We start from the raw sequence: 23010 nt of genomic DNA on the forward strand, positions 1-23010 counted from the left end.
CGGCACGCCCGAGCCGAACTCGGTGGCGCCGGAGGCCACGAGGCCGAGCGTCACCGCCGGGTTCAGGTGCGCGCCCGAGTTGTAGGCGACGATCACGCCGGCGTAGACGGCGAGGCCCCAGCCGATCGTGACCATGAGGAAGCCACCGCCGAAACCCTTGGTTTTTGCGAGCGCGACGTTGGCGACAACGCCGCAGCCGAGGAGCACGAGGATGGCCGTCCCAACGACCTCCGACAGGAATACAACACCGAGATTGTCCACATTGACCTTTCTGATGGGGTGAAGCTGAGGATCCGATTCACCAGGGGTGAATCAGCAATCCTGTGAAACCGTACCGGTCCCCCGGTACCCGTTTGGGGGGTTTGGACTGCACGTTCGTGCAGATCCGGCCCGCCGGGCGTCAGGCGGCCGCGTGGGCGTCCCGTTCGATCGGAGCCAGGTCGACTCCGTGAACCTGGCGCAGGATGCCGACCGCGAGCTCGATCTCGGCCGCCCGACGCGCGGCATCCCAGCCGAGCACCGGTGCGACCAGATCGGCGATCTCCCCGGCCAGGGCGCTGCTCGCCCCGCCGACGAAGGCGATGCTCGTGCGCCGCAGCAGCACGTCGATGAGTCGCACGACCGACTCCGTAGCGGCGAGGTATTCGATCTCGCGCCGGGTGTAGTCCGAGGCGTGCTCCAGCGGGGCATCCGGCCCGGCCGTGAGGTGCTCGATGACCTGCACCGCCCGAGTGCCGTACCGGGCCAGGAGCCGCGCGGCCCGGGGCCGGCCCACCTCGTCGCCGTTCGCGGCCAGCCAGACCTGCATCGCGTCATCCGTCACCGGAAAGTCACGCCCGCCGCCGATGGGGAGCCCGACCGTCGAGACCGTTCTCGGCATGCCCAGCAGGGTCAGGATGTCGCCGCCCAGGTTCTCGGCGAGGGCGCGGAACGTCGTCCACTTGCCGCCGACCAGGCTGAGCAGGGTGCCGGGCCGGGCGCCGAGCGGGCGGGATTCGATCCGGTAGTCGCGGGACACGAAGCCGGGCTGTTCGTCGTCGTGGCGGGGCAGCGGCCGCACCCCGGCGAAGCGGAAGACGATGTCGGAACGGCCGACCGTGATGTCTGGGAATACGTGCGAGACGAGTTCGAAGAAGTAGTCGATCTCGGTCTCGGTGCAGCGGATCGGCTGGGTCATGTCGTGCTCGAGGTCGGTCGTGCCGATCAGCACGCGGTCCTTCAGCGGGTAGATCAGCACGATGCGGCCGTCGCTGTGCTCGAAGAAGATCTCCCGCCCGCCGGTCGCGGCGAGCAGTTCGGGATGGTCGACGACGATGTGCGAGCCCTTGGTGCCGCCCATGAACTCGCTGGCCCGGCCGAGCGCGGCATTGGTGAGGTCGGTCCACGGCCCCGAGGTGTTCACCACGACATCGGCCGTCACGCTGAATTCCTCGCCGGTGACGACGTCCCGCAGGCGCACGCCGTCAGCATCCATCCCGATCGCCTCGGTGTAATTGGCGCTGCGGGCGTGCGGCCCGGCGTCCAGGCCGTCGCGCAGCACGTCGAGCGCGAGGCGCTCCGGGTCGTGCATTGCCGCGTCGTAGTAGGTGGCCGTGTACTTGAGGCCCGGGTTCAGCCGGGGCAGCTGGGCCAGCGACTCGCGGGCGCCGCGGAACTCGTGGCGGGGAACGCTGCCGCCGTCGCGGGAGAAGGAGTCGTAGAGGGAGAGGCCGACCTTGATCAACAGGGCGCCGCGCTCCTGGTGCTTGCCCTGCTTGTGGGTGAGGAACCGCAGCGGCGCGGCCAGCACACCGGAGAAGGTCGAGAAGATCGGCACCGTCGTCTTGAGCGGCTTGACGTAGTGCGGCGCGATTTTCAGCAGCCCGTTGCGCTCCTCGACGGATTCCTTGACCAGGCGGAACTCACCGTTCTCGAGGTAGCGGACGCCGCCGTGGATCATGTGCGAGGACGCGGCCGAGGCGCCCGAGACGTAGTCTCCCTTGTCGACGATCACCACGTCGACACCCTGCAGGGCAAGGTCGCGGAAGGTCGCGATGCCGTTGATGCCGGCTCCGATGATGAGCACCTGCGCCTCGGGGCGGGTGCGGATGGCTGACTGAGACTGGGTGGACGTCACTGTTCTCGGGCCTCTCGGGTGGGAGCGTTGCGGGGGGCGCTTGCGCTGACGGCAAGACCTGTGAATGAATACAGCCTGACAGTCCGACACAAACATTCAGTCAGATTGCACATACGTGCAAGGAGTGGGAATGCTGCTCGACGACGACGCGGCGCAGTCTGACCGCAACCGCGACGCGCTCACCGCGTCGCAGCTGTACTACCTGCAGGACCTGACGATGGAGGCCATCGCGCAGGAGCTGCACACCTCGAGATCCTCGGTCTCCCGACTGCTCAGCCACGCCAGGGCGACCGGGCTCGTCGACATCCAGATCCGGTCCCCGCTGGATGCGCCGAGCCGGCTGGAGCAGGAAATCCAGGCCCGCTACGGGGTCACGGCGCACGTCGTTCCGGTGTCCGACCGTGCCAACGACGTCGACCGGCTCGAGCGCGTCGCTCTCTCGGTTGCACGAATTCTCGGCCAGTACTTCGACTCGAACATGATCATGGGCATCGCCTGGGGCTCGACGATGAGTGCGATCAGCCGGCACATCACGCCGAAGGCGACCCACAATTCGCAGATCGTGCAGCTCAATGGCGCCGGCAATATGAGCACCACCGGGCTCGGCTACGCGAGCGAAATCCTCGGCCGGTTCGGCAACGCCTTCGGCGCCCATGTGCAGCAGTTCCCGGTACCCGCGTTCTTCGACGACCCGGTGACCCGGCAGGCGCTCTGGCGCGAGCGCAGCATGGCCCGGCTGATCGAGATGCAGGGGCGGATGGACGTCGCGCTGTTCGGCCTGGGGTCGCCCTTCTCCGAGGTGCCCAGCCACGTCTACGCCGGCGGCTACCTCGACCCGGACGACTTCGACGCGCTCAGCCGCGACGGGGTGGTCGGCGACGTGGCGACGGTGTTCTTCCGCGCTGACGGGTCGACCGGCGGCATCCCGTTGAACGCACGCGGCACCGGCCCGGATTTCGCCGTGCTGCGGAAGACGCCTCGCCGCATTTGCGTCGTCTCGGGCAGCTCCAAGCTGCCGAGCCTCCGCGGAGCCCTCTGTGCCGACCTGATCACCGACCTGTTCCTCGACGAGGGCACGGCGCGGGCGCTGGTCGCCACGCCCTGACCGGCCGGCACGCGGTCCGCCGGTCGCCGCCGCACCAATCCGCCGTCGCCCGGTCCCACGGCCGCCACCGCCGCAATCCGCCGACCAGCGGCTGGTTCGCTGTGTGGCCAACTCAGGAGAATCCGTGCGGCGGCGCCCGGAGGCCGCACTCATCCGGGGGAACGGGGCCCGAACATCCGAAAACTCCTGAGTTGGCCACACAGCAGCCGACGCGGGAAGCGGGAGGCGGGAGGCGGGAGGCGGGAGGCGGGAGGCGGGAGGTGACGATGCGGGCGGGAATTATCCGGAGCCGCCTGCGTTGGGCTATAACTAGAAGTAAGAAACGTGCTCCGGGGTCGGTGAAAATCCGAGCCGGCGGTTAAAGTCCGCGACCCGTGACGCTCCCTGGAGCGAAGCGGTTGAGCTGGTGAAACTCCAGCACCGACGGTTAAAGTCCGGATGGGAGGCGCACGAGCCGGTTGATCTTACGAGATCGATCGGCGGGTTTCGCGTATCCGCGACGCCCACATCCCCGGAGTTCGTGCAGACCACGGACGAGGACGGGAATGACACAGGACGCGGCAGACGAACGCTCCATGCGGCGCGCCCTCGACCTCGCCGGCAACGGCCCGTCGACCGGCGTCAACCCGCGCGTGGGCTGTGTCATCCTGGGCGCCGACGGGGAGACCCTCGCCGAGGGCTGGCACCGCGGCGCCGGCACCCCGCACGCCGAGGTCGATGCCCTCGCCAAACTTCCGGCCGGCGCCGCCCGCGGCGCCACCGCCGTCGTCACCCTCGAACCCTGCAACCACACCGGCCGCACCGGCCCGTGCTCGGTCGCCCTCCTCGACGCGGGCATCGGCCGCGTCGTCTACGCGGTCGCCGATCCCGGCGAGCACTCCTCCGGCGGGGCCGAGCGGTTGCGTGCGGCCGGGGTCGCGGTCCAGGGCGGCGTCCTCGCCGAGGAGGCCGCGGCCTTCCTAGCCGACTGGCTGTTCGCCGCCGGGCTCGGCCGGCCGTTCGTGACCGTCAAGTGGGCCTCCAGCCTCGACGGCCGCGCGGCCGCGGCCGACGGCACAAGCCAGTGGATCACCGGCCCCGAAGCCCGCCAGGACGTTCACCGGCGGCGAGCGCAAGCCGACGCCATCCTCGTCGGGACCGGGACCGTCCTCGCCGACGACCCCGCGCTGACCGCCCGCGACGCCGACGGCGCCCTGCTGGCCGGCCAGCCGGTTCCCGTCATCCTCGGCAGCCGGCCGATCCCGGCGGGCTCGGCCGTGCTCGCGCACCCGAAGGCTCCCCTCTTCTTCGACGGCGGCGACCTCGGCTCCGTTCTCCGCGACCTGCACGATCGCGGCATCCGGCGCGCCTTCGTCGAAGGCGGCCCCACCCTCGCCAGCGCGTTCGTGGCCGCCGGCCTCGTCGACGAATACCTCGTCTACCTCGCCCCCACCCTGCTGGGCGGCGGCCGGCTGGCCCTCGGCGAAATCGGCGTGTCCAGCATCGCCGAGCAGCGACGCCTGGCCATCGACCACATCGACCGACTCGGCGAAGACATCCTCGTCGTCGCCCGCCCCCGCGAAAGGAACGACCATGTTCACCGGAATCATTGAGGAACTCGGCAGCATCGAACGGATCGAGCGTTCGACGGATGCCGCACGCCTCACCTTCCGCGCGCCCCTGGTCGTGGCCGGCGCGGGGCACGGCGACTCGATCTCGGTCAACGGCGTGTGCCTCACCGTCGTCGACCGCACCGCGGAGGGCTTCACGGCCGACGTCATGGCGCAGACCCTGGCCATGTCCACGCTCGACGGCCTGGCCGAGGGCACGCCGGTCAACCTCGAACGCGCCGCCCTCGTCGGCGACCGCCTCGGCGGACACATCGTGCAGGGCCATATCGACGGCACGAGCGCCGTGCTCCGGGTCACCCCCGGCGACGCCTGGCGGGTGCTGCGGTTCGGTCTCTCCCCCGAGCTCGCCCCGCTGGTCACCGGCAAGGGGTCGATCGCGATCGACGGGGTGTCGCTCACCGTGAGCAACATCAGCCCGGCGAGCGAACCGGAGCAATGGTTCGAGGTCTCGCTGATCCCCGAAACCCTCACCGCGACCACCCTCGGCGCCCTCGGCGTTGGCGACCAGGTCAACCTCGAGACCGACATCCTCGCTCGCCACGCCCTGCGAATCCTCGACCTGGCGGCGGCCGCACGACCGGCGCCCGCCACACCGGCACCAACACCAACACCCGCAACACAAAGGAGCGCATCATGAGCCTCGCCGACATCCCCACCGCCCTCGAGGCGCTGCGCCTGGGCAAGCCGGTCATCGTCGCCGACGACGAAGGCCGGGAGAACGAGGGCGACGTGATCATCTCCGCCCAGATGGCCACGCAGGAGTGGATCGCCTGGACGGTGCGGTACTCGTCCGGCTTCATCTGCGCGCCGATGACCAACGACATCGCCGACCAGCTCGACCTGCCGATGATGGTGCTGAACAATGAGGATGTTCGCGGCACCGCCTACACCGTGTCGGTGGATGCGGCCGATCGCCTGAGCACCGGCATCAGCGCCGCCGACCGGGCCCACACCCTCCGGGTGCTGGCCGACCCGGTCTCCACCCCGGCCAGCCTGCACCGACCCGGCCACATCCTGCCCTTGCGCGCCGTGGACGGCGGGGTGCGCGAGCGCGACGGCCACACCGAGGCCGCGGTCGACCTGATGAAGCTGGCCGGCCTCGTGCCGGTCGCCGGGATCGCCGAGATCGTCGCCGAGGACGGCGAGATGATGCGCCTGCCCGGCCTGCTCGAACTCGGCGAGCGCGAGGGCGTGCTCGTGATCACTATCAAAGAGCTGATCGAGTACCTGCAGGAATTCCACTGCGACACCGACCTGCCCACGATCAGCCCCATCCCCGCGTCGCCGCGGGTGGACTTCGAGGTGGAGACGACCGTGCCGACCAGGCACGGCGCGTTCCAGATGCGGGCCTACCGCGACCGGATGACCGGGGCCGACCACGTCGCGATCGTCTCGGGCACCCCGGCCGACGGCGCCCTCGTCCGGGTGCACTCCGAATGCCTGACCGGCGAGGCGTTCGGCTCGCTCAAGTGCGAGTGCGGGCCGCAGCTGGACGCGGCGCTGGAGACCATCCAGCGGGACGGCGGCGTCGTCGTCTACCTGCGCGGCCAGGAGGGTCGCGGCATCGGGCTGATCAACAAGCTGCGCGCCTACAAGCTGCAGGAAGACGGACTCGACACGCTGGACGCGAACCTGGCGCTGGGCCTGCCCGGCGACTCCCGCGACTACGGGGCGGCCACCGGCATCCTGCACCAGATGGGGCTGACCTCGGTGCGCCTGCTGACCAACAACCCGGAGAAGGTGCGCCAGCTCGAGTTGCACGGCGTCGCCGTGATCGAGCGGGTCCCGCTGGTCGTCGGGATCGGCAGCCACAACGAGGACTACCTGGCCGCCAAACGCGACCGGATGGGCCACCATATCGAGGAGCACCACATGTTGAAAGGACTCGCACTGTGAGCGGAGCAGGATCCCCCGAGCTGACCGTCGACGGAACCGGCCTCACCGTCGTGATCGTGGCCGGGCGGTGGCACGACGTGATCACCGACGGGCTGATCGCCGGCGCAACCCGCGTGCTCGAGGCGTCCGGCGCAAGCTGGTCCCTCGTGCGGGTGCCGGGCAGCTTCGAGCTGCCGGTCGCCTGCAAGGTCGCCCTCGACAACGGGGCGGATGCGGTGGTCGCGCTCGGCGTGATCATCCGCGGCGGCACCCCACACTTCGAATACGTGTCAGCGGCGGCGACGGATGGCCTCACCCGGGTGGCGCTGGACGCCGGCAAGCCCGTCGGTTTCGGCGTGCTCACCCTCGACGACGAGCAGCAGGGGCTCGACCGGGCCGGGCTGCCCGGTTCGAAGGAGGACAAGGGCGAGGAGGCCGCGTCGGCGGCCATCGCGACGGCTCGGCTGCTGCGGGAGCTCGCCTCCCAGTGAGCCTCGCCTCCCAGTGAGCCTCGCGTCCCGGTGAGCCTCGCCTCCCGGTGAGGGGCCGTGCCGTCCCCTAGGCTGGCGGCATGGACATCCTGATCGGCATTCTCGTCATTCTGCACTTCATCGGCCTCGCCTCGCTGCTCGGCGGGTTCCTGGTGCAGGTGAAGGACATCATCGCCGGCAAGGGCACCGTCGTCGCCGCGATGTTCCACGGCGCCCTGACCCAGCTGGTGACCGGCCTGCTGCTCGTCGGCCTCGTGCAGATGGCCGAGCCCGGCGAGATCGACAATGCCAAGATCGCCGTCAAACTGGTCGTGCTCATCGTGATCACGGTGCTCGTGATCATGTACCGCAAGAAGCCCGTCGCCCCGTCCTGGGCGCTCTGGGCCATCGGCGGCCTCACCGTCGCCAACATCGCCGTCGCGGTTCTCTGGAAGTAGTCCCCGCGAAACCGCAGTTGTGCGCGCTAAAACGACGTTTTAGGGCGCACAACCGCGGTTTCGCGGGGAGAGGTCAGTCGAGGAAGAGCACCCGCAGGCGGCGGGTGGTGAAGACCAGGCCGACGAGGATCATCACGACGTAGTAGAGCACGTGCCAGAGCATCCCCGGCCCGACCAGTCCCGTGGTCAGCCCGCGCACGAGCTCCACCCCGTGCCAGAGCGGCAGCGCCTGGATGACGTACTGGATGCCCTGCGGGTACACGCTGAGCGGGTAGAACGTCGCCGAGAACAGGAACATCGGCAGCAGGAACAGGTTGATCCAGTCCATCTGCTGGAACGTCTTCATGTAGCTGGTGATCGCCATGCCGACGCTGGCGAAGCCGAACGCGATCAGCAGCACGGCCGGCAGCGCCAGCAGCGCCCACCAGGACAGGTTCAGCCCGAGCGCCTGCATCACGAGCATGAAGCCGGTCGCGTAGATCCCGCCGCGCAGCAGGGCCAGCGAGATCTCGCCGAGCGCGACATCCAGCGGCCCGAGCGAGGTGGACAGCATGCCCTCGTACAGTTTCGCGAACTGCATCTTGAAGAACACGTTCCAGGTCGAGTCGTAGATCGCGCCGTTCATCGCCGACACGGCCAGCAGCGCCGGCGCGATGAACGCCGCGTACGGCACCTCATCGCCCGATTCGGTGGTGATCGTGCCGATCAGCGCGCCGAGGCCGAGGCCCATCGAGAGCAGGTAGAAGATCGGCTCGAAGAAGCCGCTCACCACGATCATCCAGTTCGAGCTTCTCGTCGCGCGCCAGCCGCGCTGCATGACGCTGCGCGCGTTGCCGGCGTAGAGGGCGCGCATCGGCCGGGCTGCGGCGACGGATGCTGCCACCGCGGTCTCGGAATCCGTCACTTGTTCAGCCTCCTCACGGTGACGCGCCGGGCCCAGGTCCAGCCGATGCCGAGCAGCACGGCCAGGTAGAGCACGTGCACGACGGTCAGCCAGATCGGTTCGCTCGCGCCGTAGGCGAAGACCCGGGCGAGTTCGGTGCCGTGCCAGAGCGGGGAGATCCAGCCGATCCACTGCAGGTAGATCGGCAGCACGCTGAGCGGGAAGAACGTGCCGGAGAACAGGGTCATCGGCAGGATGATGAAGCGCATGACCATCACCAGCTGGCCGTTGTCGTCGATGATCCTGGCCGTGTAGCCCATCAGCAGGGCCCCGAGCCCGAGGCCGGTGAGCAGCGCCGCGAGGACGGCGAGGAAGCCCGTCGGCGACGGGACCGCGCCAAAGAGCAGCATGAAGCCGAAGTAGATGCCCAGGGTGACGAACATCCGAACGGTCACCGAGATGACGATGCCGTTGATGATCTGGCCCGGCTGGATCGGGGAGGCGTTCATGCCGTAGAAGATCGGGTTCCACTTGAAGCCCAGCAGGACCGGGTAGCTGAACTCCTCGGACGCGACGGCGACGGCCGCGCTGGCGAGCAGGGCCGGGGCGACGAAGGTCAGGTAGCTGACGCCGTCGACCGCCTCCGCGCCGAGGTTGCCGTCGACGAGCGTGGCCAGGCCGACGCCCATGGCGTAGAGGTAGATCAGCGGGTTGCCGATGGCCGTGACCACGACCGTCTGCGCGTAGGAGCGCATGACCCGGAACCGGTGCTCGGCGACGTACCAGGACCCCCAGCGGCGTGGTTTGACCGTCGCCGCGATGGCCTGTTCGGCCTGGTCGACCACGGCGCTCATTCGATCAGGGTCCGTCCGGTCAGCCGGAGGAAGACGTCTTCCAGGCTCGAGCGCCGCACGAGGCTGGTGATCGGGTGCAGCCCGGCCTGGGTCATCCGTTCCATTTCACGCTCACCGTTGCCGCTGTAGACGAGGATGCGGTCGGGCAACACCTCGATCCGGTCGCCGAAGCCGGCGATCTGCTCGGCGACCTGGGCGTTGCGCTCGGAGCCGAACCGCACCTCGAGCACCTCCCGGGACGAGTGCTTGCGGATCAGCTCGGCCGGGGACCCCTCGGCCATGATCGTGCCCTTGTCGACCACGACGAGCCGGTCGCAGAGCTGCTCGGCCTCGTCCATGTAGTGGGTGGTCAGCAGCAGGGTGGTGCCCTGCTCCTTGAGCCGGAAGAGCCGGTCCCAGAGGATGTGCCTGGCCTGCGGGTCGAGGCCGGTGGTCGGTTCGTCCAGCAGCAGGATCTTCGGGTCGTTGATCAGCGCGCGCGCGATCGTGAGGCGGCGCTTCATGCCGCCGGAGAGGGCGTCCACCTTCGATTTGGCCTTGTCCTCGAGCTGCGCGAAGGCGAGCAGTTCGTCGGCTCGCTCGGCCACCTGCTTGCGCGGCAGGCCGAAGTAGCGGCCGTAGACGAGCAGATTCTCGCGCACGCGCAGCTCGGTGTCGAGGTTGTCGGACTGCGGCACGACGCCGAGGCGGGAGCGGATCTCCGGCCCGTAGCCGTTCGGGTCGAGGCCGAGGATGCTGAGGTCGCCGCTTGTGCGGGTGGAGACCGCGCCGACCATCCGCATAGTGGTCGATTTGCCGGCGCCGTTCGGGCCGAGCAGGCCGAAGGACTCCCCTGGCGCCACCTCGAAGGAAATGCCGTCGACGGCGGCGAAGTCCTTGTACTTTTTGACGAGGTTTTGGGCGATGATCACGGGCTCCGGCACAGTTCCCCACTGTAGACCGGTCGGAGGTCATCTCCCGGGAAGTAAACTCGGTTGGTGAGCACGACACCCAGCGCCGAATCCGCCCCTTCCTCCCTCCCCTCCTCGGAGCGTCCCCCGACGACGTCCCGGTTCGGGCGCCGCGGCGGAACCCCCGAGGGGCCGCGCGCGAAATTCAGCCAGCTCATGCCCTACCTCCTCGAGCACAAGAAGGTGCTCGGCGTCGTGATCGTGCTGAGCATTCTCGGCGCCGCGGCCAGCCTGGCGCAGCCGCTGCTGGTCAGCCAGGTGATCACGATCGTGCAGAAGGAGGACCCGCTCGGCGGGCTCGTCGGCGCCCTGATCGCGCTCGTCGTCGTCTCCGGCCTGATCAGCGGCTACCAGCACTACCTGCTGCAGCGCACCGGTGAGGGCGTCGTGCTCTCCAGTCGCCGCAAGCTGATCGGGCGGATGCTGCGGCTCCCGATCAGCGAGTTCGACACCCGGCGCACCGGCGACCTCGTCTCCCGGGTCGGCTCCGACACGACCCTGCTGCGTGCCGTGCTCACCCAGGGACTCGTCGAGGCGGTCGGCGGCTCCCTCACCTTCGTCGGCGCGCTCATCGCCATGCTCATCATCGACCCGGTGCTGCTCGGGCTGACGGTGCTCGTGATAACCGTGTCGGTGGTGACGGTGACGCTGCTGTCCCAGCGCATCCGTACCGCCAGCGCCGCGGCGCAGGCCAAAGTCGGTGACCTCGCCGCCAGCGTCGAACGGGCCATCAGCGCCGTGCGCACCGTGCGCGCCTCGAACGCGACGGAGCGCGAGATCGCGGTCGTCGAGGAGGACGCCAGGGGCGCCTGGCGGATGGGCATCAAGGTCGCGAAGATCTCCGCCCTGGTCGTGCCCATCGCCGGCATCGCCATGCAGGTGTCATTCCTCGTCGTGCTCGGCGTCGGCGGCTTCCGGGTCGCCAGCGGCGCCATCACCGTCGCCGACCTGGTGGCCTTCATCCTCTTCCTGTTCATGATGATCATGCCGCTCGGCCAGGCCTTCGGCGCGATCACCTCGGTGAACGCGGCGCTCGGCGCGCTCGGCCGCATCGAGGAGATCATCGACCTGCCCGCCGAGGACCAGTTCGACCGCGACATCGCCCCGCTGGCCCTCACGGTCGGCGCCGCCAACGCGTCGATGCTGCCGGATGCCCCCGCCATCGCCTTCGAGGACGTGCACTTCGGCTACGCGGTTCCGGCCGCGCCGGGTGGCACGCCCGAGCCCGGGGCCACGCCGCCGGCCGCCGCAGAAGCCCCGGTCGCCGCCGCGGACGTGCCCGCGGTGCTCGAAACCCTGATCATCGCCCCCGGCGTGCTCGAGGAAGTGCTCGCCGAACCCGACCTGATCGACGCCAACCTGGCCGCAGCCGACGGCGCCGGCACGTCGGGACCGGCGCCGGCCGGTCCGCGCGCGGTGCTCCGCGGCGTCTCGTTCAGCGCCCCGCGCGGTCTGCGCACGGCCCTGGTCGGGCCGTCCGGCGCCGGCAAGAGCACCATCCTCGCCCTGATCGAGCGGTTCTACGACCCCACCGCCGGCATCGTGCGACTGGGCGGGCTGGACATCCGCACCCTCGACCGCACCGCGCTCCGGTCGCAGATCGGCTACGTCGAGCAGGACGCCCCTGTGCTCGCCGGGTCGCTGCGCGACAACCTCACCCTGGCCACGCCGGACGCCACCGACGAGGAGTGCATCGCCGTGCTGCACGCCGTCAACCTCGGCGAGGTGCTCGACCGTGACCCGGCCGGGCTCGGCGCGGCGGTCGGCGAGTCGGGCGTCATGCTCTCCGGCGGGGAACGCCAGCGGCTCGCGATCGCGCGGGCCCTGCTCGCGGCGCCGCCGATCCTGCTGCTCGACGAATCCACCTCGAGCCTCGACGGCGTCAACGAGCAGAAGATGCGCGCGGCGATCGACGCGGTCGCCGTCAACCGCACCCTGATCGTGATCGCGCACCGGCTCTCGACCGTGGTCGATTCCGACCAGATCGTGGTGCTCGACCACGGCCAGGTCGTCGGCACCGGCACCCACTCCGAGCTCGTCGCCTCCACCCCGCTCTACCGCGAGCTCGCCAAGCACCAGCTGCTCGTCTAACCGGCGCTCCCCGCACGCCAATCCCCCACGCCGAACTGTGAGTTTGGCACCTTCCCGGGGGTCGGGAAGGTGCCAAACTCACAGTTCGGCGAGGTGGGGTGGTCCGGAAGGGGACGGTTGGCAAACGTCAAACGCCCGGCTCTGCCGTCGCATTCGACGGGAGAGCCGGGCGTTGGGCCGGGCGGTGAGGCCGGGCGGCTACTCCGCGCGGAGGTTGTAGCGCACGCTGGCGAGCTCGGCGAGCAGCGCCGGGGGAACGCGGCTGCCGAACTTCTTGAAGTATTCCTCCGTCATGTCGCACTCCTCCATCCAGGACTCGTTGTCGATGCGGAACAGCTGCTCGACCTGGTGCTCGGACAGGTCGAGTCCGTCGAGGTTGAGCGCGTCGTCGGACGGGAGCAGTCCGATCGGGGTGTCGACGGCATCCGCCTTGCCCTCGATGCGACGCACGATCCACTCGATCACGCGCGAGTTCTCGCCGAAGCCGGGCCAGAGGAAGCTGCCGTCCGCGCCCTTGCGGAACCAGTTCACCTGGAAGATCGCCGGGGCGTTGACGCCGAGTCCCTTGCCGACCTTGAGCCAGTGGGCCCAGTAGTCGGCCATGTTGTAGCCGCAGAACGGGAGCATCGCGAACGGGTCGCGGCGCAGCTCGCCGACGGTGCCCTCGGCGGCCGCGGTCTTCTCGGAAGAGATCGTGGCACCCATGAACACGCCGTGCTTCCAGCTGCGCGCCTGGGCGACGAGCGGGACGTTGGTGGCGCGACGGCCGCCGAACAGGATGGCGTCGATCGGCACGCCGCCGAACGCCTCCCAGTCCTCGGAGATGGACGGGCACTGCGCGGCAGCGACGGTGAACCGGGAGTTGGGGTGCGCGGCCGGGCGTCCGGAATCGGGCGTCCAGTCGTTGCCCTGCCAGTCGATGAGGTGGCTCGGGGCCGTCTCGGTGAGGCCCTCCCACCAGACATCGCCGTCGTCGCGCAGCGCCACGTTTGTGAAGATCGTGTTGCCCCAGACTGTGTTCACGGCCGTCGGGTTCGTGATCTCGCCGGTGCCGGGGGCGACGCCGAAGAAGCCGGCCTCCGGGTTGATCGCGTAGAGCTTGCCGTCGGGGCCGGGGCGCAGCCAGGCGATGTCGTCGCCGATGGTCTCGACCTTCCATCCGGGGATGGTCGGGCGCAGCATCGAGAGGTTCGTCTTGCCGCAGGCGGAGGGGAACGCGGCGGCCACGTGGGACACGCCGCCCTCCGGCGAGGTGACCTTGATCAGCAGCATGTGCTCGGCGAGCCAGCCCTCATCGCGGGCCATGACGGATGCGATGCGCAGCGCGAACGACTTCTTCGACAGCAGCGCGTTGCCGCCGTAACCAGAGCCGTAGGACCAGACCTCGCGGGTGTCCGGGAACTGGACGATGTACTTGAGCTCGCTGCAGGGCCACTGCACGTCGTCGCGCTTGTGGCCGTCTTCCTCGATCAGCGGGAAGCCGACGCTGTGCACGGTCTGCACCCAGCGAGCACCGCCCTCGATCAGGCGGAGGACCTTGTCGCCCATGCGGGTCATGATGCCCATGTTGAGCACGACGTAAGGCGAGTCGGTGATCTCGACGCCAAGCTGCGAGATGGGGCCGCCGAGCGGGCCCATCGAGAACGGCACGACGTACATTGTGCGGCCGCGCATGCTGCCGGCGAAGACGACCTTGAGCTCGTCGCGCATCAGCTCGGGGTCGGCCCAGTTGTTCGTGGGGCCGGCGTCGTCGGGGTCGGCGGAGCAGATGAACGTGCGGTCCTCGACGCGGGCGACATCGGAAGGGTCCGTGCGGGCGAGGAAACTGTTGGGGCGCCATTCCGGGTTCAGGCGGATGAGCTTGCCCTCGGTGACGAGCTGCTTGGCCAGGGCGTCGGCTTCGCGCATGGAACCATCGCACCAGACGATTGCGTCCGGCTGGGTCAGGCGGGCGACCTCGTCGACCCAGGCCTGGAGGTTGGGGTCGGTCGTGCCCGAACCCGTGCTGGATTGTTCTCCGCCGGTCTGGATGGGGAAATTAGCGATGGTCATCTCCTGGCCTTTCATCGTTGATTTCAGGTCGATCTCGCTCGGGTGCGACGTTGCAGGGCGTGAAAATTTGCCCTCTTGATCCAGTGTGCGGCAGAAATCCGGACAGAAAGCGAGAACCAGCCGTTAAGAAAGTCGTTTCTTTCGGTATTGTTAAGGAATGTCGTCGCAAGCCTCTGATCTCATCACCCTCGGCCATCGCATCCGTCATTTCCGCGGCCAGCGCGGGCTCACCCTGGACCAGCTCGGTGACCGGGTGGGGCTGGCCGGCAGCCAGCTCTCCCTGATCGAGAATGGGCGGCGGGAGCCGAAGCTCTCGACGCTGCAGGATGTCGCGGCCGCCCTGGGCGTCGACCTCACCGAGCTGCTCAGCCGCGAGGCTCCGAACACGCGGGCGGCGCTGGAGATTGAGCTGGCCAGGGCGCAGAAAAACCCGCTCTACGGCGCGCTCGGCCTGCCCCAGGTCAAGGTGACCAAGGGCACCCCGCTGGCGGCCGTCGAGTCCCTCGTCGGGCTGCACCGGGAGCTCGCCCGCCGGGCCAGCGAGGCCATCGCCACGCCCGAGGAGGCGCGGCGCGCGAACACCGAGCTGCGCGAGCTGATGCGCGACCGCGACAATTACATGCCCGACATCGAGCAACTGGCCGAAGACCAGGTGCGGGCCTCCGGGCACGTCTCGGGCGCGCTCACCCACCGGGAGGTGAGCGTGATGGCCGAGCGCCTGGGCTTCAACCTCATCTACGTCAACGACCTGCCCAACTCCACGCGCTCGGTGACCGACCTGGTCAATCACCGGATCTACCTGCCGCCGGCGTCCATCCCCGGCGGCCACGGCCTGCGGTCGATGGCGCTGCAGGCGATGGGGCACCGGCTGCTCGGCCACGAGCGGCCCTCCAGCTACGCCGAGTTCCTCTGGCAGCGGCTGCAGATCAACTACTTCGCGGCGGCAGCGCTGATGCCACGCGAGGCATCCCTCGCCTTCCTCTCCACCGCCAAGCGCGAGCGCGAGCTGGCCGTCGAAGACTTCCGCGACGCCTTCGGGGTGACGCACGAGGCCGCGGCCCTCCGGCTGACGAACCTGGCGACGAGCCACCTCGACATGACGCTGCATTTCCTGCGCGTCACCGGCGACGGCGCCCTGCAGAAGGGCTACGAGAACGACGGCCTCCCGTTGCCGGTCGACGTGACCGGCTCGATCGAGGGCCAGTACGTGTGCAAGCAGTGGAGCGCCCGCAGCGCCTTCACCCACACCAACCGCACCACCGAGTTCTACCAGTACACCGACACGCCGGCCGGCACGTTCTGGTGCGCGACGCAGACCGGGGCGACGGATGCCGGCGAGTTCTCGATCACCGTCGGGGTGCCTTTCGCGCAGGCGAAGTGGTTCCGCGGCCGGGAGACGACCCAGCGGGCCGTGTCCCGCTGCCCGGACGAGTCCTGCTGCCGGCGCCCGGTATCCGCGGTGTCGTCTCGCTGGGTCGGGAAGGCCTGGCCGAGCGCCAGACTGCACGCCCATGTGCTCTCGCCGCTGCCCTCCGGGACCTTCCCGGGCGTCGACGACACCGAGGTCTACGAGTTCCTCGAGGCGCACGCCGCGGAGTAGCCCCGTCGGGCGCCCGCCCTCGCGCTGGCTGAGTTGCTGTTACTGAGTTACTGAGTTACTGAGTTACTGAGTTGCGGAAAAAGTACCTTCCCGAGGCCGCGGAAGGTACTTTTTCCGCAAGTCAACGGCATCCGCGACCGCGCGAAGCCGGAGCCGCGGGCGGCGGGCACCGTCGGACTATGACGCGTTTCGCATCGCCTCGAGCCCGTCGAGTATGAGGTCGAGTCCTACGAGGAACTCGTCGCCGTAGAAGTAGCCCGGCTTCAGCACATAATCGGCGGTGAGCTCGGCAAGGTATGGGTACTCACTCCTGGGGAGCTGCGCGAGCATGATTTCGGCCATCGCGGCGACTTCTTCCGGTGTGGTGAAGGGCAGACTCTTCTCCTGCATTGCGAACCCATAGATGTAGCTGTCCACCGCTGAGAACGCGTGCGCCGCCATCGCGACGGAGAAGCCGCCGTTGCGGAACGTGCCGATCACCCGGTCGTGGTGCCGGAGGGTGGCCGCACCGGGGTTCGCGCCGGAGTCCCGCACCGTCGTCGCCCAGGGGTGCCGGGCGAGTACCTCGCGAAAGGAGATCGAGCGTTTCCGGATGGCCGTCTTCCAGTCGTCGCTGTGCGAAGGCAATTCGATCTCGCTGAAGACCGCGTCTGCCATGCCGTTGATGAGGTCCTCTTTGTTGGCGACGTGATTGTAGATCGACATTGCTTCGACGTTCAGCTCTTCGCCCAGCCGCCGCATCGTGAGCCCATCGAGTCCCCCGGCGTCGGCAAGCCTCACGGCCGCCTCAATCACCCGATCACGGCTCAGTCGAACTCGCGTCCCTGGCGCCGTCCTGCGCGGTGATGCCATGTCGCTCTCCTCTATTTTTCCTCAGTCGTTGACAACCTTACTACGTACATGTACCGTACTTACAACCTAAACATACGTTGTAAGTATGGGCACCCTACAACGTAAGGAAATGATCATGACAACTCACCTGCAGCTCGCACCGACCATCACGGCACGGGCGTTCACCCTGAACCCCTTCCGCTGGTCGCAGGCCACGGGAGCACTCGTGTCGGGCATCGCCCTGACGCTCATGGTGTTCCTGGCCATCTTCGGCAACTTCGTCGCCATCGAGGGTCTCGTGACCGCCGGAGACGCAGAGAAGACCGCGGAAGCGATCGCGGCCTCGCCGGCGCTGTGGATCGCCGGCATCGTCGCGATGTATCTCGTCGCCGTGCTGGACGTCGTCGCAGCCGCCGGAACCGCCGCGCTCTTCAAGCCCGTCAACAGCCTCGTCTCCACCGTGGCCGGCCTGACCAGGACCGCCTTTGCGGTCTGGTTCATGATCGCCCTCGGCCAGCTCGTGATCGCCTTCAACAACCTCGGCACCCCGGAGGCAGCGCTCCACAACATCGAGGCGTTCACCTCGATCTGGAACACCGCCCTCGGCCTGTTCGGCGTGTATCTCCTCATGGTCGCCTACCTGTCGATCCGCTCCGGCTTCATGCCGAAGATCTTCGGGATCCTCATCGGCATTGCGGGCCTGGGCTACATCGCCGACCTCGTCGGCCTGATCCTCGTACCCGGCTTCACGCCCGTCTTCGGCCTGTTCGGATTCGTCGGCGAGACCGCAATGATCTTCTGGCTCCTGATCAGGGGCCGCAAACTCCCCGCATGTGCGTCATTCGACGCTGAGTTGCGGAAAAAGTACCTTCCCGAGGCCGCGGAAGGTACTTTTTCCGAAAGTCAACGGCATCCGTTGGCGAATGGGGGGCCCGGCGCACCCGCTAGCGTGGGGCCATGACACTGACGTCCCCGTTCTCGCCGTTCTCTGCCCTCGATGACTACATCGCGCTCCCCCGGGTGGAAGGCCTCGCGCTCTCGCCCGACGGCCGGCGGGTGGTGCTCACGGTCGCCACGCTCTCCCGCGACCGCACCGGCTATGACCGCGCGCTCTGGTCCGTGCCCGCCGACGGCTCCGGGACGCCCGCCCGGCTGACGCGCTCCGCCAAGGGGGAATCCGGCGTTGCCTTCACCGGGTCCGGGGACATCCTCTTCGTCTCCGGGCGCCCCGATGCCGACGCCGAGAAAGACACCGAGGCCGCCCAATTGTGGGTGCTCCCCGCCGCCGGCGGCGAGGCCCGCGCGGTCACCCGCCTGGCCGGCGGCGTGTCCGGAATCGCCGCCACGGCGACAGCCTCGGACACGATCGTGATCGCTGCGAACCTGCTCGTCAGCGCGACCGACCTCGAGGCCGACGCCACGGCGCGCGCCCTGCGCAAGGACAAGAAGGTCGCCGCCATCCTGCACGAAAGCTACCCGGTGCGGTACTGGGACCAGGACCTCGGTCCCGCCGAACCGCACCTGTTCTCACTCGACCTGTCCGCGCTCGAGGACGTCCTGGCGGCTTCGACCCCCGAATCGGCCGGCTCGGACAAGAAAACGGATGCTCCCGCCCCCTACCCGGTGGACCTCCCGCGCCCCAGGGACCTCACCCCCGGCCCCGGCCGCTCGGGCGACACCGCCGGGGCGGACCTCACTCCCGACGGCCGCACCCTGATCGCCGCACTGCGAGCGCAGGAGCAGCGCTCCGGCCGTTCCATCCTCGTGTCGATCGACCTGGAATCCGGCGTGCAGACCGTGCTCTTCGACGAAGAGCACGTGGGCTTCGAGGCCCCGGCAGTCAGCCGCGACGGCCGCAGCATCGCGTTCGTGCGCGCCGAGGACAGCACCCCCGAGGGCCCCGCCGACCGGGAGATCTGGGTTGCCGACATCGACGGCGGCAACCCCCGCCGCCTCGCCCAGGGCTGGGACCGCTGGGCCTCGAGCCTGATCTTCGACGCCGACGACGAGGCCCTCGTCGTCACGGCCGACCACGACGGCCGCGGCCCCGTGTTCCGTGTGCCGCTCGACGGTTCGGCCGTGCGACGGGTGACGACCGACGAGTTCAGCTACACCGACGTGGCCGTCGACGCGGCAACCGGAGACCTCGTGGCGCTGCGGTCCTCGTGGACGGCGCCGTCGCATCCGGTTCGGATCAATCGGTCCGGAAAGGTCACCGTGCTCGCGACGCCGGCGACGCTGCCGGCCGCCCCGGGCACGATCACCGAGGTCGAGACGTCGGCCGAGGATGGCGCGCGGGTTCGGGCCTGGCTGCTGCTGCCCGAGGGGGCCTCGGCCGAGCATCCGGCGCCGCTGCTGCTCTGGATCCACGGCGGCCCGCTGAACAGCTGGAACGCCTGGAGCTGGCGGTGGAGCCCGCTGCTCGCGGTAGCTCGGGGCTACGCGGTGCTGCTGCCCGACCCCGCGCTCTCGACCGGTTACGGGCTCGACTTCATCGCCCGCGGCTGGGATGCCTGGGGCGCCAAGCCGTACACCGACCTCCTGGCGATCACGGATGCCGCGGAGGCCCGCGCCGACATCGACGCCGCGAAGACCGCCGCGATGGGCGGCTCGTTCGGCGGGTACATGGCGAACTGGGTCGCCGGGCACACCGACCGGTTCAGCGCCATCGTCAGCCACGCGAGCCTGTGGGCGCTCGACCAGTTCAACGGGACGACGGACAGCTCGCACTACTGGCAGAGCATCTTCTCGCCGCAGGGCATGATCGACAACTCGCCGCACCACAGCGTGCGCGAGATCGCGACGCCGATGCTCGTCATCCACGGCGACCACGACTACCGGGTGCCGATCGGCGAAAGCCTGCGGCTGTGGTCCGAACTCGCCGAGCATCACGCCGAGCCCGACGGGAGCACTCGGCACAAGTTCCTGTACTTCCCCGACGAGAACCACTGGGTGCTGAAGCCCCAGCACGCCGTCGTCTGGTACGAAACGGTGTTCGCCTTCCTCGACCAGCACGTGCACGGGGCGGCGTGGAAGCGGCCGGAGTTGCTCGGCTGAGCGCCCCGGGCCGGACGGAGTCGCCCCCTCGCGGAATCACTCGGTTCAGTTGCGGAGAAAGTACCTTCGTTTCGACATTGAAGGCACTTTCTCCGCAACTCAACCTGAACCTCGGCGGTTCACGGAACGGTCAGCGCGGCTGCATCCGGATGGCGCCGTCGAGCCGGATGGTCTCGCCGTTGAGCATGGGGTTCTCGACGATGTGGCGCACGAGGGCCGCATATTCGGACGGGTCGCCGAGCCGGGACGGATGCGGCACCTGCGCGCCGAGGGAGTCCCGCACCTCCTGCGCCATGCCCTGCATCATCGGGGTGTCGAAGATGCCCGGCGCGATGGTCATCACCCGGATGAACGACTGGGCGAACTCGCGGGCGAGCGGCAGGGTCATCGCGGCCACCCCGCCCTTGGACGCCGCGTAGGCGGCCTGCCCGATCTGGCCGTCGAAGGCCGCGACCGACGCGGTGTTCACGATCACGCCGCGCTCGGATGCTCCCTGTCCGGTTCCGCCGAGCGGTTCCGTCTGTTGCATGGCGGCGGCGGCCAGCCGGATCACGTTGAACGTGCCGACGAGGTTGATCCGGATGGCGCGTTCGAAGTCCTCCAGCGGCAGCGGGCCGCCCCGGCCGACCGTGCGCGCGCCGGGGGCTATGCCGGCGCAGTTGACGACGATCCGCAGCGGGGCCAGCGCGGTCGCGGCATCCACCGCGGCCTGAACGTCGGCCGGGTTGGTCACGTCTCCCGGAGCGAAGACGGCGCGACCGCCGAAATCGGCGGCGATCCGCTCGCCCGGCGACCCGGGGAGGTCGAGCAGCACCACAATGGCGCCGGCCTCGTGCAGGGCCGTCGCGGTGGCCAGGCCGAGGCCGGAGGCGCCTCCGGTGACGAGGGCGGAGCATGCGTCGATCTGCATGGGGTTAGAGCCTTTCGATAATGGTGGCGTTGGCCATGCCGCCGCCTTCGCACATTGTCTGGAGGCCGAAGCGGCCGCCGGTGGCTTCGAGGTGGTTCAGCAGGGTGCCGAGCAGGCGCGTGCCGGAGGAGCCGAGCGCGTGGCCGAGGGCGATCGCGCCGCCGCGCGGGTTGAGCCGCTCCGGGTCGGCGTGCAGGTCCTGGAGCCAGGCCAGCGGCACGGAGGCGAAGGCCTCGTTGACCTCGTAGGCATCGAGGTCGTCGATGCCGAGGCCCGCGCGGTCGAGGATGCGGCGGGTCACCGGGATCACGCCGGTGAGCATGAGCAGGGGGTCGCTGCCGGTGACCGCGAAGCTGTGGAAGCGAGCGCGGGGGGTGAGGCCGAGCTGTTCGGCGCGGGCGGCGCTCATGATCAGCGCGGCGGATGCGCCGTCGGTCAGCGGGGAGGAATTGCCGGCGGTGATCTGCCAGTCGAGGTCGGGGAAGCGCTCGGCGAGGGCGTCGGTGCGGAAGGCCGGCTGGAGGCCGGCCAGGGATTCGACGGTGGTGCCGGCCCGGACGGTTTGGTCGAGGCTGACCACGCTGCCGTCCGGCGTGGTCACCGGCACGATCTCGCGGGCGAAGTCGCCGCGCCCGGCCGCGGCCGCGGCGAGCCGGTGCGAGCGGGCGGCGAAGGCGTCGAGCCCCTGCCGGCCGAGGCCCCACTTCTCGTTGATCAGCTCGGCCGAGACGCCCTGGCTGACCAGGCCCTCCGGGTAGCGCTCGCGGAGGAGCTCGCCGTAGGGGTCCTTTCCGCCGAGGGAGGAGCCGAGCGGCGCCCGGCTCATCGATTCGACGCCGCAGGCGATGACGATGTCGTAGCTGCCGGCGATCACGCCCTGGGCGGCGAAGGTGGCGGCCTGCTGGCTGGAGCCGCACTGCCGGTCGATCGTGACGGCGGGGACGGAGTCGGGGAAGCCCGCGGCGAGCAGCGCGGTGCGGGTGATGTTGAAGCCCTGTTCGCCGGCCTGGCTGACGCATCCGCCGATCACGTCGTCGACGAGGGCCGGATCGAGGCCGTTGCGGCTGACCAGCTCGCCCAGCACGCCCGCGAGCAGGTCGGCGGGGTGCACGCCGGAGAGGGCGCCGCCCGGCTTGCCGCGGCCCGACGGGGTGCGGACGACATCCACGATTACGGCTTCGTTGCTCATGTCCCCAGCCTAGGACACCCCCGCGAAACCGCAGTTGTGCGCGCTAAACGGGCGTTTTAACGCGCACAACTGCGGTTTCGCGGGGGGTCGGGACTAGTCGGAGAGGGCCCACATGGCGACGGCGCTGGCCGCGGCCACGTTGAGCGAGTCGATGCCGTGCTTCATCGGGATCTGCACCACGGTGTCGGATGCCGCGAGCGCCTCGTCGGTGAGCCCGTGCCCCTCGGCGCCGAGCACGAGGGCGAGCCGCTCGTGCGCGCGGCCGTCGAAGTCACGCAGGCTCACGGCATCCGGGGTCAGGGCGAGCGCGGCCACATGAAAGCCGTGCCGGGTCAGCAGCCCGCGGGTGGCCGGCCAGTCGCCGACTCGGGTCCACGGCACCTGCAGCACGGTGCCCATCGAGACCCGGATGGCGCGGCGGTAGAACGGGTCGGAGCAGCGCGGCGTGACCAGGATGGCGTCGGCGCCGATCGCGCCGGCCGAGCGGAAGATGGCCCCGACGTTGGTGGGATCGGCGACGTCCTCGAGGATGACGATGCGCCGGGCGCCGGCGAGCAGCTCGTCCGGGTCGGGCAGGGCCGGCCGGTGCATCGAGGCAATCAGGCCGCGGTGCAGGATGTACCCGGTCAGCTCCGCGAGCAGCTCCCCCGGCCCGACGAAAACCGCAACGTCTGCGGCCCGATCGCCGAGGGCGGCCAGGGCCTCCTCGGCCGAGCCGCCGAGGGCGAGCACCGAGCGCGGCTGGTGCCCGGCCCGGAGCGCCCGCTCGAAGACGAGCAACGACTCGGCGAGGTACAGCCCGTGTTCGGTGCCGCGGGCCTTCTTGAGCGCCACATCGGTCAGGTGCGCGTAGTCGGCCAGCCGCGGGTCGCTGAGCTCTGTGATCTCGATGACGGGCATCCGCAAAGTCTAGGCCGCGGCCCACGCGCCCCCTCGTGCCCGCCGGCCGTTGTGGCCAA

20 protein-coding genes and 1 riboswitch are annotated in these 23010 nt (G+C 69.5%); of the genes, 10 read left to right on the forward strand and 10 right to left on the reverse strand.

What is annotated here, in order from left to right; translation table 11 throughout:
• Together E3T54_RS04405 and E3T54_RS04410 are read right to left on the reverse strand one after the other, a co-directional pair.
• The coding region (locus E3T54_RS04405; RefSeq protein ID WP_174844386.1) for an aquaporin at window positions 1–261 on the reverse strand (261 nt) is incomplete at its 3' end.
• 139 nt (window positions 262–400) lie between these two features.
• Complete coding sequence (locus tag E3T54_RS04410; RefSeq protein ID WP_134474730.1) at window positions 401–2212, reverse strand: glycerol-3-phosphate dehydrogenase/oxidase; 1812 nt, start codon at window positions 2210–2212, stop codon at window positions 401–403.
• 34 nt (window positions 2213–2246) lie between these two features.
• Here E3T54_RS04410 and E3T54_RS04415 point away from each other — a divergent pair, with 34 nt between their 5' ends.
• From E3T54_RS04415 to E3T54_RS04440, 6 genes are all read left to right on the forward strand, one after another.
• On the forward strand, window positions 2247–3221 hold the full coding sequence (locus E3T54_RS04415) for a sugar-binding transcriptional regulator (RefSeq protein WP_134474731.1): 975 nt from the start codon (window positions 2247–2249) through the stop codon (window positions 3219–3221).
• 321 nt (window positions 3222–3542) lie between these two features.
• Window positions 3543–3675: riboswitch (FMN riboswitch) on the forward strand.
• Window positions 3676–3766: 91 nt separating this feature from the next.
• Window positions 3767–4813, forward strand: coding sequence for a bifunctional diaminohydroxyphosphoribosylaminopyrimidine deaminase/5-amino-6-(5-phosphoribosylamino)uracil reductase RibD (gene ribD, locus E3T54_RS04420; protein WP_134474732.1), 1047 nt, complete (start codon window positions 3767–3769; stop codon window positions 4811–4813).
• A complete protein-coding gene (locus E3T54_RS04425) occupies window positions 4794–5468 on the forward strand; it encodes a riboflavin synthase (protein WP_134474733.1) in 675 nt (224 codons plus the stop codon). Before ribD ends, E3T54_RS04425 begins: the two co-directional genes overlap by 20 nt.
• On the forward strand, window positions 5465–6727 hold the full coding sequence (ribA, locus tag E3T54_RS04430; protein ID WP_134474734.1) for a GTP cyclohydrolase II: 1263 nt from the start codon (window positions 5465–5467) through the stop codon (window positions 6725–6727). The genes E3T54_RS04425 and ribA overlap by 4 nt, the downstream gene beginning before the upstream one ends.
• On the forward strand, window positions 6724–7197 hold the full coding sequence (gene ribH / locus E3T54_RS04435) for a 6,7-dimethyl-8-ribityllumazine synthase (protein WP_134474735.1): 474 nt from the start codon (window positions 6724–6726) through the stop codon (window positions 7195–7197). Before ribA ends, ribH begins: the two co-directional genes overlap by 4 nt.
• An 80-nt stretch (window positions 7198–7277) precedes the next feature.
• On the forward strand, window positions 7278–7634 hold the full coding sequence (locus tag E3T54_RS04440) for a hypothetical protein (RefSeq protein WP_092322988.1): 357 nt from the start codon (window positions 7278–7280) through the stop codon (window positions 7632–7634).
• A 73-nt stretch (window positions 7635–7707) separates the two neighbouring features.
• Here the strand turns inward: E3T54_RS04440 and E3T54_RS04445 are convergent, their stop codons facing one another.
• Genes E3T54_RS04445 through E3T54_RS04455 form a run of 3 tightly spaced genes read right to left on the reverse strand, consistent with a single transcriptional unit; the run spans window position 7708 to window position 10294 of the window.
• Window positions 7708–8487 (reverse strand): ABC transporter permease, encoded by a 780-nt coding sequence (locus E3T54_RS04445; protein ID WP_092323016.1) that lies wholly within the window; start codon window positions 8485–8487, stop codon window positions 7708–7710.
• A 47-nt stretch (window positions 8488–8534) separates the two neighbouring features.
• On the reverse strand, window positions 8535–9371 hold the full coding sequence (locus tag E3T54_RS04450; RefSeq protein WP_134474736.1) for an ABC transporter permease: 837 nt from the start codon (window positions 9369–9371) through the stop codon (window positions 8535–8537).
• Window positions 9368–10294 carry an ABC transporter ATP-binding protein gene (locus E3T54_RS04455; RefSeq protein WP_092322985.1) on the reverse strand — a complete coding sequence of 309 codons (927 nt, stop codon included), beginning with the start codon at window positions 10292–10294 and terminating at the stop codon, window positions 9368–9370. Before E3T54_RS04455 ends, E3T54_RS04450 begins: the two co-directional genes overlap by 4 nt.
• A 183-nt stretch (window positions 10295–10477) precedes the next feature.
• On the opposite strand from E3T54_RS04455, the gene E3T54_RS04460 reads away from it, so the two are divergent.
• Window positions 10478–12412 (forward strand): ABC transporter ATP-binding protein, encoded by a 1935-nt coding sequence (locus E3T54_RS04460; protein WP_134474754.1) that lies wholly within the window; start codon window positions 10478–10480, stop codon window positions 12410–12412.
• 198 nt (window positions 12413–12610) lie between these two features.
• Here E3T54_RS04460 and E3T54_RS04465 read toward each other — a convergent pair whose 3' ends face one another.
• Window positions 12611–14464 (reverse strand): phosphoenolpyruvate carboxykinase (GTP), encoded by a 1854-nt coding sequence (locus E3T54_RS04465; protein WP_134474737.1) that lies wholly within the window; start codon window positions 14462–14464, stop codon window positions 12611–12613.
• Between the two features lie 157 nt (window positions 14465–14621).
• Here E3T54_RS04465 and E3T54_RS04470 point away from each other — a divergent pair, with 157 nt between their 5' ends.
• Window positions 14622–16064, forward strand: a complete 1443-nt coding sequence (locus E3T54_RS04470) for a helix-turn-helix transcriptional regulator (RefSeq protein ID WP_134474738.1) — start codon at window positions 14622–14624, stop codon at window positions 16062–16064.
• Between the two features lie 177 nt (window positions 16065–16241).
• On the opposite strand, the gene E3T54_RS04475 is transcribed toward E3T54_RS04470, so the two are convergent.
• Window positions 16242–16844: a TetR/AcrR family transcriptional regulator C-terminal domain-containing protein gene (locus E3T54_RS04475; RefSeq protein ID WP_241977057.1), complete on the reverse strand. Its 603-nt coding sequence runs from the start codon at window positions 16842–16844 to the stop codon at window positions 16242–16244.
• 187 nt (window positions 16845–17031) lie between these two features.
• On the opposite strand from E3T54_RS04475, the gene E3T54_RS04480 reads away from it, so the two are divergent.
• Both E3T54_RS04480 and E3T54_RS04485 read left to right on the forward strand, forming a co-directional pair.
• Window positions 17032–17856, forward strand: a complete 825-nt coding sequence (locus E3T54_RS04480) for a DUF4386 domain-containing protein (protein ID WP_166804822.1) — start codon at window positions 17032–17034, stop codon at window positions 17854–17856.
• Complete coding sequence (locus E3T54_RS04485) at window positions 17853–19952, forward strand: S9 family peptidase (protein ID WP_134474741.1); 2100 nt, start codon at window positions 17853–17855, stop codon at window positions 19950–19952. Before E3T54_RS04480 ends, E3T54_RS04485 begins: the two co-directional genes overlap by 4 nt.
• A 130-nt stretch (window positions 19953–20082) precedes the next feature.
• Here the strand turns inward: E3T54_RS04485 and E3T54_RS04490 are convergent, their stop codons facing one another.
• The 3 genes from E3T54_RS04490 to E3T54_RS04500 form a co-directional block, all read right to left on the reverse strand.
• Complete coding sequence (locus E3T54_RS04490; RefSeq protein ID WP_134474742.1) at window positions 20083–20862, reverse strand: SDR family NAD(P)-dependent oxidoreductase; 780 nt, start codon at window positions 20860–20862, stop codon at window positions 20083–20085.
• A 4-nt stretch (window positions 20863–20866) separates the two neighbouring features.
• Window positions 20867–22051 carry a thiolase family protein gene (locus E3T54_RS04495; protein ID WP_134474743.1) on the reverse strand — a complete coding sequence of 395 codons (1185 nt, stop codon included), beginning with the start codon at window positions 22049–22051 and terminating at the stop codon, window positions 20867–20869.
• Window positions 22052–22144: 93 nt separating this feature from the next.
• Window positions 22145–22951, reverse strand: coding sequence for an RNA methyltransferase (locus tag E3T54_RS04500; protein WP_092322972.1), 807 nt, complete (start codon window positions 22949–22951; stop codon window positions 22145–22147).
• Window positions 22952–23010 lie beyond the last annotated feature (59 nt).

The sequence above is a fragment of the Cryobacterium sp. Sr8 genome (assembly GCF_004403225.1).
Lineage (GTDB): Bacteria > Actinomycetota > Actinomycetes > Actinomycetales > Microbacteriaceae > Cryobacterium > Cryobacterium psychrotolerans.